This is a genomic window from Burkholderia sp. MR1-5-21 (genome assembly GCF_053427715.1).
The window spans coordinates 1-10,733 of sequence record NZ_JBSAXD010000063.1 but is presented as its reverse complement, the minus strand read 5'-3'; the positions used below and the strand labels follow the sequence as shown (position 1 = coordinate 10,733).

Genomic DNA, 10,733 nt, shown 5'->3' with positions numbered 1-10,733 from the left:
CTTCCAAAAAAGGGCGTATTCATGGACCAAAGCAACAATGCTATGGCCGATTTTGCGGATCATCGTGATGTTACGAGGTGCTTGCCTGCCTGAGGCCTGAAATCCACTGACGGGGCGCAAGGAGATTCAGTGGCCCGACTCAGGAATTTTTGTTCCTGATCGACGCAATTGGAAGCAGTCCGACTGTTTCCCGACCGCAGGCCGTGACGGATAGCAGCATTTTGCCATCGCGGACAGTCTGCGCGTTCGTGCGATGGGTGCGCGTGCGAGCAGAAGCAGACATTCTGGATCGACGCCCGAGTGGCCGTTGTTGGCTGACAGTTACCTTTCGGCCTCGGACGGAAACTCGGCCTTTGTGGACATTGGGGCGGGCTGGGTTCTACGTCAGCAATGTGGCGGATTGCTGACAGCGGCGGCATCGAGCAGCCGAACGTCAGTTTCCTGCATCAGCGAACTCACGCTCCCGACCCGTTGCAGACACTTGCGTGAGCGAGTCGGCATTGACCGTTTCTGGACGTAGATGAGACCCAGCCCCGGCGTTGAGCACTGTTCCAACGACGTGAAGTGTGTGTCGCGAACGTTCGCGAACGCTCGCTAGAATTCCGCTTGCTCGAATGGTGCGCCCGTATCCATCCAGTCAGAAGTGGAGCGAGCCGATCGGCAGATCGCCGATCCTTAGCCCGGTGCGCCATGCCAATTCCAGATGGGTCGCCGCAGCGATCGAGTCGTATGACGTGGGTTTCACTCTAAACGTCCTTTGCACGCAGCTCTGCCGGGAACACCCACACCGCGATTGCGACGCAAAGGAGGCTCAACGCAACGATCGTGTAAAGCGCGGGCGTCGTGCTGCCGGTCAGGTCGCTAATACGCCCAACCATTACCGGACTGACAATGCCACCCAATTGGCCGATCGAGTTGATCAGTGCGATACCCCCCGCAGCGCCAACACCCGTGACCACCTTGGGCGGCAGCGTCCAGAACGCAGGAATGGTGGTCAGCAGGCCAACGCCGAGAACAATCAACGCGATGGTCAGCGCCACGGTGTTGTGATCGAAGATGGCTGCCCCGAGAAAGCCGATCGCCGTCAGCAGCATGCAGCCCGCGAATGTCATGCGTCGGTTGCCGGTACGATCCCCCAGCCTGCCCATCACCAGCATGGCGATCCCGCCAAACAGATACGGAAGTGCGGTCAGCATACCAATCGTCGTCGCGTCGCGTACCCCGGAAGTGCGCAGGAGCTGTGGCATCCAGAAGTTCATTCCGTACGATGCGATCTGCACGAGGAAGTAGGCGAGCGCCAGTATCAGGAAGGCGGGCGACTTCAAGGCTCCGAGAAACGAATGACTCACGACCTTCTTCGCGTCTGCATCGAGCTTCGAGCGCAGAAGAGCTTTCTCTTCAGGAGTCAGCCAGGCCGCATCCTCGACGTGGTCATCGAAGCGAAAAAGCACAATGATGCCAAGCAGAACGCACGGCAATCCGCCAAAGAGGAAGATCCAGTGCCATGCGGGTATCCCGCCAACACCATCAAAATGGCCGAGAATAAAGCCCGACAGGGGGGCGCCGAGAACGCCAGAGGCCGCGAGTGCGAGAAAGAGAAGCCCGGTTACGCGACCGCGGTGTTTCGCGGGAAACCACGTCGACAGATAGTACAGTACCCCCGGAGCAAAGCCCGCTTCCATTGCGCCAATGACGAAACGCGCGATGTAGAACTGCGTCTCTGACCTGACGAACACCATGCACGCCGTTGCAATGCCCCACGAGATCATGATGCGGGCGATCCACTTTCGCGCCCCGACCCGATAGAGGAAGAGGTTGCTCGGGACCTCCAAGGCAACATAGCCCACGACGAACAACGCTGCACCGATACCATATGCGGTATCGCTCAGCGCAAGCTCCTTTTGCAGGTGGAATTTCGCGAAGCTGATATTGATCCGGTCAAACCACGCGAACAGATAGCAGATGATGATGAGCGGAATCACGCGAAGCTTCACCTTCAGCATGAGCGCCGACTCGGCATCGCGCAACTTCGCGCCTCCTTCCAATGCCTTATTGAAAAGCATGTGCTCCCCCCTTATGTCTCAGGTAAAGGGTAGATACCGCATGCGCTTTCGCACGCAGCGTCTGTGACAATAGGTCCGGGTAGTCCCGGTAGATATGAGTTAGCGCACCTAAGTGACTGCACGCCCGGCGTGGTGTGCTTGGGCCCTTGGCCTGCCGGGTTTCTGTCCTGACATGACGCGGCTTTGCTAGGTGGATTGACGGTTCATGATTGTCTCCATTGATCTTTTTTCTGGTTGTTGTCGGATGTATAGGTATGGGCACGCGACAAAGCACATGCCCACGTATTTCGTTTTGACTGCATTCGGCGTTGATCCTCGCCCGGTAACGGGCAAGGAAAGCGCTTATCAGTCTGTGAAGCCTGCCTCGCGAGCCTTGATGATGGCGACCACCGTATCGTTGACGGGTGTCGGGACGCCATACTTTCGGCCTTCGCGCGAGATCGAACCGTTGATGGCATCGACTTCGCCACGGCGACGGAGGTTGTAGTCGAGCAGCATGGAGGGGCGAGCATTCGGAATCTTGCTGCCGAGCTTGCGGATATGCTCGATGGGATCGCCGACATCCAGATGGATACCCGCCGCCTTGGCAACGGCGATCGCTTCTTCAGCGGCGCCCTTCGCAACGCTCCATGCGTCGGGATGTGACATCACTTCGCCAATGGTCATGCCCGTTGCACACGTCGTGCCCGAGAACGCGACGTTCATGATCAGCTTTTCCCAGACCATCTGGTCGATGTCTTCGAAAATCGCGACCTTGAAGCCGGAGGCTCGCCACACTTCGGCGGACGCCTCAATGTCCTCGCGCGGCAAACCACGGTATGCGCCGAACCGGATCATCTCCATGCCGTTGTGATGCGCGTGGCCCGGAGCACGGATCGACGCGCCGAATCCCCCGACGACGCCCACAGCGATTCGGTCCTCACCGAGAATTGCAGCAGCCTTCTCGGCCGAGCCCAGGCCGTTCTGGATTGTTTGCACAACCGTCTTCGGACCCAGAAGCGATTCCGATGCGCGCGCGGCCGCTTCGACGTCAAAGGCCTTCGTCGCAATAATCACGAGATCACAGGGGCCAATCCCGTCCGTGGTCGTGCTGGCGTGGATCGGAACGGTTCGGTCGCCGCTGGCACCTTCGACGCGCAGCCCCTTTTCCTGCATAGCGGCGACGTGATCGGGCCACAGACACACTGCATGTACATCATGACCCGCGCTGACCATCAGTCCCGCGTAGACGGAGCCCATCGCTCCGCAGCCTACAATTGCTACCTTTGCCATGATCCTGCTCCTCAGCTGTTCAGCGCGTCGACGATCGACTGCGTGACGCTTTCGGTGTTGCCGTTACCGCCGATATCCGGGGTACGCGGGCCGGCCTGGAGAACCTTTGCCGTTGCCTGACGGATCGCCGCGGCGACTTTTTCGCAGCGCTTGTCGTCATGCTGCTGCGCGATCCATTCGAGCATCATTGCGGCGGAGAGGATCGTGGCGACGGGATTTGCGATACCCTTGCCCGCGATGTCCGGCGCGCTGCCGTGACTCGGCTGGAAAATGCCGTGCTTCAGGCTGACATCGCCCGACGGTGCCACGCCGAGACCGCCAACGACACCTGCCGCGATTTCTGACGTGATGTCGCCGAACACGTTTTCGGTGACGACGACGTCATAACGTTCCGGGTTGGTGACGAACATCATCGAACCAGCATCGATGTATAGACGGGCGGTGCCGATGTCGGGGTGACGCGCAGCGACGTCATCGAACACCTTGCGGAGGAATGCATTGCTGCGCAGCACATTCGATTTGTCCAGCAGGGTCACGTGGCCCGGCGTGCCGTGCGTGGCGCGTCGTTGCTTGGCTTGCTCGAATGCCACATCGAACAGTTTTTCGCTAGTGGCGCGGGTGATCGTCAGGCGGTCGCTGACTGCCTCGTCGCTTGGTTCGAGCTTATCGTGACGGCCCGCGAACAGGCCTTCGGTCGTCTCGCGGATGACGAGCATGTTCACCTTCTCCGCCTTCACGCGGGTCGGTACGCCGGGAAACAGTTCGCAGGGGCGCAGGCTTGCGAACAGGCCATAGCGCTCACGAAGATCGATCTGGGGGGCGATCTCGGTGCCGTCAGCCTTGCGCACCGTCGGCAGGCCCATCGCGCCCAGGAGAACCGCATCCGCCTGACCAACGGCTACCGCGTCCGCCTCGGCCATCGATTCGCCGGTGCGCTGATAGAGGCCAGCGCCCGCTTCATACGTCTTGAACGACAGCTTGACAGCGTCATTCTTCGCGGCAGTGTTCAGAACGCGGACAGCAGCGTCGACCACTTCGGGGCCGATTCCGTCGCCGGGAAGCAGTGCGATTTCGTATTGGGCTTTGCTCATCACGTGTCTCCAAAAGGTTTGATGTGGAGCAAATGATGGCGAAAGCGGACTGGCCCGTGAATTAGTCTTTGGCGAGCCAGCCGTAACGAAACGTTATGGCTCTAATTAGCTCTTTTCTCGTCTGGTAGCCGCTCGGGACTGGAGGTGCGTAACGAGAGCTTCGGCCGCTGGAGAAAGACTTTCGCGATTCCGGATCGCGATTCCCAGATGTCGATGAGCCCATGGTTCCGCGAGGGGCACCTCAGTGATCCCGAGACGTTTGACGAAAAGCTTCGTCAGGCTTCGCGGCGCTATGGCAATTCCGAGGCCCGCCGAGACCATGAGGCAAAGCGCGTCGTAACCGGTCACCTGGATGCGAAGCCGGAAGTCCTTCTGGAGACGATTCGCAACTTGGGTGAGCTGCGTGTTAATGGCGCTTCCTGTACGTAAACCGACGAAGTCCCACGCAAGCGTTTCCTCGAAACGGACGCTCTTTCGACCTGCCAGTGCATGGTCGCGGCGAACCACGACACTCAGTTCGTCTTCTTCATAGGGAAGGGTCTCGACGGCTTCCGCATGAGGCTCGACGGTGAAGATTCCAACGTCAGCCGCGTTCTCTGCGACCGACCGAAGAGTCACAAGACTGTTCCGTTCCTCGAGCCGGATCTCGACCGCTGGATGGTCGACGAGAAAGGTCGCGAGATCGTCGGGGAGAAACTGCGTGATCGCGGAGATGTTCGAAAAGACGCGCACCTGCCCGCGCGTCCCCGAGGCGTAGTCGAGCATCTCCTTGTGGATATCGTCGAGGTAGTTGACCGCGCGGCGCGAAAGATTCAGTAGCGCGTACCCCGCCGCGGTGGGCTCGACGCCCTTGTGGTGGCGGGTGAGCAGCGTCGTACGCAACGTCTCCTCGAGCGCGCTGATACGCTTGCTCACCGCCGGAGCCGCAATGTGCTCGCGTTCAGCGGCGGCCGCAATGCTTCCTTCCTCAACGACCGCGATGAAGAGGTTTAGAGAAACGGGATCGAGCTTCATATTCGCGCCAGCACGGGGGAAATACGCCATGGTAGAACATCCGATTAGGCAGCAGACGAAGGGACGTTCTCGCGGGCATCCGTTGCGAACCACATTGCAGGACTGCATCAACCCATGTCGCACGCCGGCACAGCTTGCTCGAATCGATCACAGATCCTGCCGGCTTCGAGCACATCGAGGATGGGAGCGAAACCTAGATGTCCGCTGTTCGCCGCAAAAGAGACATTTGGCTGACTGCATAAGCGGCGCGGCTAGTGTCTCAGTTTGGCCGACTGCCGTCCGACGCGGTTGGCCGTAGCCGACCGTGGATTCAGCCGGTCAACGCAACAGATTTATGAAATCGCTCGGCTCGCGAGTTCTCGGCCATTATGGAAGTTCGCCCGAATAGCGGATATGACATGTAAGTCTTCGCTGCGGCTCGCCGTCACCCAGTTACCTCCGCAGCGCTCACGCATAAACGATTGATATGCGTGATCAGATGTCGCGCGTGCGCGGGATGACAACCGCCTGGCCGTGCAGTTTGCCGTCGGCGTCGAGTAGTTGCCACAGCGTGGCTTCCTCGATCATGAAGCGCTGGCCTGACTTGGTAACCCGCACGCCCTTGTAGCCCGCCTCGTAGCCGAGCCGCTGCACGCGTGCGAGGAATTGCTGCCGCTCCTCGCGATTCGGGGCCTCGGCTGAAAGTCGGGACGGCAGGCGGGTGATTTCATCCCAGCTATATCCAAAGCGGCGTTGCGCGGCCTTGTTGCCGTAAATAAAGAGCGGGTCGGGATCGGTGTTGTGCGCGAGTACCGCGAACGGGGCACTCTCATAGAGCCATTCGGCCGCTTCGACCACGTCCATGGCCTGCGGCACTAGGGGGCGGCCAAGCAGCTGGGCGTAGCTGTCGGCAAGGAGCTGATAGAAGGCTGGCTTGCGGTGGAGGGGGATCATCTGAGACATCTCGACGGAGATCGTGGGGCCTGTCTGCGCGACGGTGGTAGCGCTCACGATACAGCATCTGCAGGCTTAGGTTCCTTGTTTCCCGGCGTCCAGCGGTGGCAAAGGGCGGTGATTGATCAATCGGCCGGAAAATGGTGCGAAGCGGACATTCCACTGTCCGAGGTGCGCAAGCGGTCAAGGACCGCTCCTGGCCGGTAGCACCAGTTCGAAGAACGTTCTACAGAGTGTCCTGGGGAAACAGCCGCGCGGGCTCCGGCGAGCGCTTGCATGCACCCGAACATCCGGGATCCGACGCTGGCCAAAGCACGGAATGTGCGACGACAGGATGCACACTGCTGCGAGCAGTGCGCATCCCTCGGGTGTCGGCGATCAATAGGCCGCCACCTTTTTAGTACTCCGCCGTTCAACAGGTGCCCGGGATTTCGCCACTGCAGTGATAAACAACATGGTGGCGATTCCGCCCGTAATCAGTGCCGGGTAAGCTGCCAGGATCTGGATCAGCGAATACTTCCAGCTCAATGGGCGCCCGACGCCAAGCATTGCCGCATAGAACCACGAGACGGCGGAAATCACGCCCGCGAAAATGGCAACCATGCGCCGTTCGAAGGAAAGCTTCAGCAAGGATCCCGCTTTCTGCAATGCCGGGAGGACCGCTGAGTGCAAGACGATACCGTTGAAGGTCAGCAACGCGACGATGCCTATCTTCGCCTGCAGCTTGGGATTGTGGAGATACCCGAGACCCTGAGTCCGCATATCGAACGCAATGATCGCGATGCCGGTGAGCCAAAGCACCGTCAGCGCCAACGTGACGGTGTGCTGCAAGCTGGGCAGGTGGACCTGGGCAGGATCGGTAGGTGTGTCAGAATCCAAAAGCCGCCTGACCATGGCAATGTCACTGGTCAGCACGAGACCAATTGCGACACAGCAGGCTATGAGATGAACAAAGACGATTCCCATTCGTACGAATTCCATTTTCTGTCCTTTATCGGCGCATTGCGCAAAGTTAAGTTGTACCGTCGAAAATCCGGGTGAATCTCGGCGATACATTCAGGAGTACGACGCAAATATCAAAATTCGACCATGGATTCCACTATCGATCTGACTCCAGTTCGGCATGACATGAACAACTCGGCGAGCCCACTATGGTGCGTCGGGTCGCAACGGGCTGCATGGAGTCGAATCGATACCCATCGTGGGTTCGACCGCTTGATCAAGCCCACACGGCGTGCAGACTTGCAGTGTCGGACGGCGGACCATCCAGGTATCCGGCATGTCGTGATTTGCAGAATCAAACGTCGCCCAACTGCCGGATGCTGCTGGACGACCCGCAAAATTTAAAGCAGCAGGCCCCGACGATCAACCCGACTTGTTACGAAGTGCAAAGAGCGTAACGAGCGAAAAATGGGATGGGAGAAGGGTCCGACCCGGGCGCGATTTCCGCCAATCTGGTGTACGCCGTATTGTTCTGACTTCGATTTAGGCACCGAGCGCTGAGTCACTTCTTTTTACATTTGTGCGGTAAATACTAAAGGGGTCGCAGTTCACAATGCACGTTGCGAAACTTTCATATGTGGAATAGAGAAATTTCGGCCACTCGGAAAAACATCGAGCATCGATTTTTTCAGACGAAACGCCGACGGCATCAGGCGTTGATGCACCGACTCGTACCTGACAATCTGCGCGGTTTGCTGTGAGATCTCCCGTCTCTTCCTTCGCGTCACGCCGTCTTGCTGGGTCGAGCGTCGGAACTACCGGTACGGGTGGAAATGAAGAAGCTGCCCGAGTCGATAAGGCTAAAATCCGATGACCCGGATTTTTTGGGGTATGGTTCGGCAAGTGACCGAAAAAAACAGAACAAGAAATCGCAGTGGATCGTGCGGTCGATCGGAAGAGGATCACAGACGACCGACAACAGGTAAAAATCGCAGACGTCCAGAAGGCAAAACTTTGTGATCGCCCGGAGCCAAGCCCATGACTTGTGGTTAGTTTTCGATAAAATCGAGAAATCCTGCCGGTCTATTTTTTTCGTTGATGGCGGCTGAAGAAGTCGAGCTTCATTTGCAACGAGACAGTCGTTAGTGAGTTTGAGCGGTCGCCACACATCAGTGATCGCACCGCTTTACAAGCTGTTTTCCAGTTCGATCTAAATCGAGGAGCCCCAGTGGGTCGACGGCACGTATCCGCTGGTAGTGTCACCCGACATTGCAGCTGCGGAACTCCGAATGTCCGCAAAGAATCTGTAGCTGCCTCACCAAGGCCGGTTTCTGAGTGTCCGCAAAGGCCGACAAGCCGCTGTAACCTCGGCGTAGGCGGATGTCCGTTTGACTTCGGAAGCAGCCGTAGACGTTGCCCCGGATCGAATGGCGGGGTGGGTCGGCTATCCACGGTCACGATTTCACCGTGACAAACGATCCGGAGCGTATCGTTCTACCAGGAACGCTGGAAGTGCCGCGGGACAAGGCAGGCCTCGCAGCCCCGCTCGCGTTGCAGCAGGCAATCGCGAGCATCGTCGAAGCACTACAGCATGATCCTTCGCTCCCCGCGCACATCAAAAAGGTGCCGCCCGCGCCACCGGGCAAAGTCAAAAATCCGTTCGCGTGACGCTTCGAAGTCGATGTAAAGAACCGACGCGATGCAATCTGCTTCGCCGCCGCCGCGGTGCCCGATCGGGATCTGCGGCGCGGCACCGAACGCGACGACGCAACTCATCGTTAAGGGGATCAGGGGCAGCGACGGTCCCGACCATTGCCCAGACCCGCGGCGGGCTTCAACCGCCGCGGCATGGCTCGAGCCGCGAACGTCTACGACTTCGCTGGCCGACCGGTCTTCACGGTCTCGACCGCGGCGACAGCCGCGAGCAGACGGGTGGTGGCCGCCGCTTCGAGCATGATCAGGCCCGCGCGCAAGAGCTCACTCTTCTTCACTGCGACGCCGGCGTCCAGGCACTTTCGCTTCAACGCCTGGATTTTGTCGTAGTCCTCCTTCGGCATCGTGAAGCTGTCACGTACGACCTTCGGTTTCTTCGGGCGTTTCTCCTTGGTCTCCGTAGTCGATTCCGCCGCGGCTTTTGCCGGGGCCTTCGCAGCTTTCGCGGCCTTCTTTACTGCCTTGCTCTTGGTGGGTTTGACCTCGACGGCCGTCGACCCTGCCGTGTCGGTTTGAGCGGCCGGTGCATGGCCGGTGTCGGCATCCGTGTTGGCGCTCGTCGGAAAGGGAAAGTCCTCTGCCATGAGGGCGGTTGCGGTTTGAGTGTTCAAGTGTCTCTCCGGGTGATAACAGTATAAACAGTATATACGGTTGTCAACGCAGACCGACCGCCAGGCGACCGGGTGACCGCCCTTTCGTGAAGACGATCGGGATCGGCTCTATAGGTCTTGGGCGCGCAGGAAACGCGGCGTGCCGCTATTGTCGAGGGGAAACTGGCGCGCTACGGCGGTTGCGATGCGCTCGCGATTCGTCTCGAATGCGATTTGGCCTTGAAGGTCACTCTGATTCGCCGCACCGAGTGTGGTGCACATCACGGCCGGCGAAATGGCGAACGAACCGTAGCCCTCGCCCACGCAGTAGGCGGAAAACACAATCGTTCCGTCACTCGATACAGTCGGCGTCAAAAGCTTGACGATATGGGTATCCATGGAATTCTCGATGCTCCTGATGGGGCGCAGACTCTAAGCGACGCCTGCCAGCCCGTGGAGCCAAAATCCTGTCGATTACCGCCGCGCGACCTCTAAAGGACGCACAAAAGTGGGGCTTCGTGAATCTCGGCGGGCGTAGAGCTACCCTCTCGCGGTAGCGTTAAGTTCGGTTTGTCTGTTGCCGCCCCGTTCGGTTGGCGGTACCGCAGTGCTTCACTGAGTGCTCACGTCGAGCGACAGGTATCGACAAATCGCACCCGCGCAATGCCACAACGCAGCGCACCCTTTCGTAACGGGCCAAACCCCGAGCGCGACCACGAGTATCTATGGCTCGCTCCCGAGTGCGTCGTCGAGGTCGCGTTTCACGACCGGACCAGAAGTGGCAAACTCAGGCATGTCGTTTTTCGCGCGTTCCCCTCCGATAAGATAGCGCAAGAGGTGACGTTCGAGCCTGTAATCGACGATTTCAACCATCGGTCGCGCCAGCGGGCGCACGCCTGAAAGTAGTCGCGCGTTTGCCGCGTGAGCCAACGCGCGGTTGCGACACAGCACCACCTTGCATCGCAAGACCAAGGGGTTATAAAGAACACCGTCTCCTCCATGTCTCCTTTTGATATGGATTCAGCACACCGCCGTGCGGGCTTTTTCTTCGACTACTGATTCGCTACCCGTCGCCGAACGCGGTGCTATAGTCGGTCACTCGTCCAGCGTCACTC

The 10,733-nt window shown here is 59.1% G+C and carries 10 protein-coding genes; 2 read left to right on the top strand and 8 right to left on the bottom strand.

The window, feature by feature from the left end:
• Positions 1 to 746: 746 nt before the first annotated feature.
• The 6 genes from ACV229_RS40040 to ACV229_RS40015 all read right to left on the bottom strand — a co-directional run bounded on the left by ACV229_RS40040 (position 747) and on the right by ACV229_RS40015 (position 7,354).
• Positions 747 to 2,063: an MFS transporter gene (locus ACV229_RS40040; RefSeq protein ID WP_448088571.1), complete on the bottom strand. Its 1,317-nt coding sequence runs from the start codon at positions 2,061 to 2,063 to the stop codon at positions 747 to 749.
• Positions 2,064 to 2,408: 345 nt separating this feature from the next.
• Positions 2,409 to 3,335, bottom strand: a complete 927-nt coding sequence (locus tag ACV229_RS40035) for a ketopantoate reductase family protein (protein WP_448088570.1) — start codon at positions 3,333 to 3,335, stop codon at positions 2,409 to 2,411.
• 11 nt (positions 3,336 to 3,346) lie between these two features.
• Positions 3,347 to 4,426 carry an isocitrate/isopropylmalate dehydrogenase family protein gene (locus tag ACV229_RS40030; protein WP_448088569.1) on the bottom strand — a complete coding sequence of 360 codons (1,080 nt, stop codon included), beginning with the start codon at positions 4,424 to 4,426 and terminating at the stop codon, positions 3,347 to 3,349.
• A gap of 105 nt (positions 4,427 to 4,531) precedes the next feature.
• Positions 4,532 to 5,440, bottom strand: coding sequence for a LysR family transcriptional regulator (locus ACV229_RS40025; protein ID WP_448088568.1), 909 nt, complete (start codon positions 5,438 to 5,440; stop codon positions 4,532 to 4,534).
• A 474-nt stretch (positions 5,441 to 5,914) separates the two neighbouring features.
• On the bottom strand, positions 5,915 to 6,373 hold the full coding sequence (locus ACV229_RS40020) for an MEKHLA domain-containing protein (protein WP_448088572.1): 459 nt from the start codon (positions 6,371 to 6,373) through the stop codon (positions 5,915 to 5,917).
• A gap of 378 nt (positions 6,374 to 6,751) precedes the next feature.
• Positions 6,752 to 7,354 (bottom strand): hypothetical protein, encoded by a 603-nt coding sequence (locus ACV229_RS40015; RefSeq protein WP_448088567.1) that lies wholly within the window; start codon positions 7,352 to 7,354, stop codon positions 6,752 to 6,754.
• A 1,428-nt stretch (positions 7,355 to 8,782) separates the two neighbouring features.
• On the opposite strand from ACV229_RS40015, the gene ACV229_RS40010 reads away from it, so the two are divergent.
• Positions 8,783 to 8,983: a hypothetical protein gene (locus ACV229_RS40010; protein WP_448088566.1), complete on the top strand. Its 201-nt coding sequence runs from the start codon at positions 8,783 to 8,785 to the stop codon at positions 8,981 to 8,983.
• A gap of 200 nt (positions 8,984 to 9,183) precedes the next feature.
• On the opposite strand, the gene ACV229_RS40005 is transcribed toward ACV229_RS40010, so the two are convergent.
• Together ACV229_RS40005 and ACV229_RS40000 are read right to left on the bottom strand one after the other, a co-directional pair.
• The gene (locus ACV229_RS40005) at positions 9,184 to 9,639 is read right to left on the bottom strand and encodes a hypothetical protein (protein ID WP_448088565.1); all 456 of its coding nucleotides are present in this window, start codon (positions 9,637 to 9,639) and stop codon (positions 9,184 to 9,186) included.
• Between the two features lie 108 nt (positions 9,640 to 9,747).
• Positions 9,748 to 10,017 (bottom strand): hypothetical protein, encoded by a 270-nt coding sequence (locus tag ACV229_RS40000; protein WP_448088564.1) that lies wholly within the window; start codon positions 10,015 to 10,017, stop codon positions 9,748 to 9,750.
• Between the two features lie 171 nt (positions 10,018 to 10,188).
• Between ACV229_RS40000 and ACV229_RS39995 the strand changes: the two genes are divergently transcribed.
• A complete protein-coding gene (locus ACV229_RS39995) occupies positions 10,189 to 10,518 on the top strand; it encodes an ATP dependent DNA ligase (RefSeq protein WP_448088563.1) in 330 nt (109 codons plus the stop codon).
• Positions 10,519 to 10,733: the final 215 nt, after the last annotated feature.

Bases quoted from the DNA above. Each gene is read 5' to 3' on its own strand.
- ACV229_RS40040 (WP_448088571.1), bottom strand. From the start codon at position 2,063: ATGCTTTTCAATAAGGCATTGGAAGGAGGCGCGAAGTTGCGCGATGCC.
- ACV229_RS40035 (WP_448088570.1), bottom strand. From the start codon at position 3,335: ATGGCAAAGGTAGCAATTGTAGGCTGCGGAGCGATGGGCTCCGTCTAC.
- ACV229_RS40030 (WP_448088569.1), bottom strand. From the start codon at position 4,426: ATGAGCAAAGCCCAATACGAAATCGCACTGCTTCCCGGCGACGGAATC.
- ACV229_RS40025 (WP_448088568.1), bottom strand. From the start codon at position 5,440: ATGAAGCTCGATCCCGTTTCTCTAAACCTCTTCATCGCGGTCGTTGAG.
- ACV229_RS40020 (WP_448088572.1), bottom strand. From the start codon at position 6,373: ATGATCCCCCTCCACCGCAAGCCAGCCTTCTATCAGCTCCTTGCCGAC.
- ACV229_RS40015 (WP_448088567.1), bottom strand. From the start codon at position 7,354: ATGGAATTCGTACGAATGGGAATCGTCTTTGTTCATCTCATAGCCTGC.
- ACV229_RS40000 (WP_448088564.1), bottom strand. From the start codon at position 10,017: ATGGATACCCATATCGTCAAGCTTTTGACGCCGACTGTATCGAGTGAC.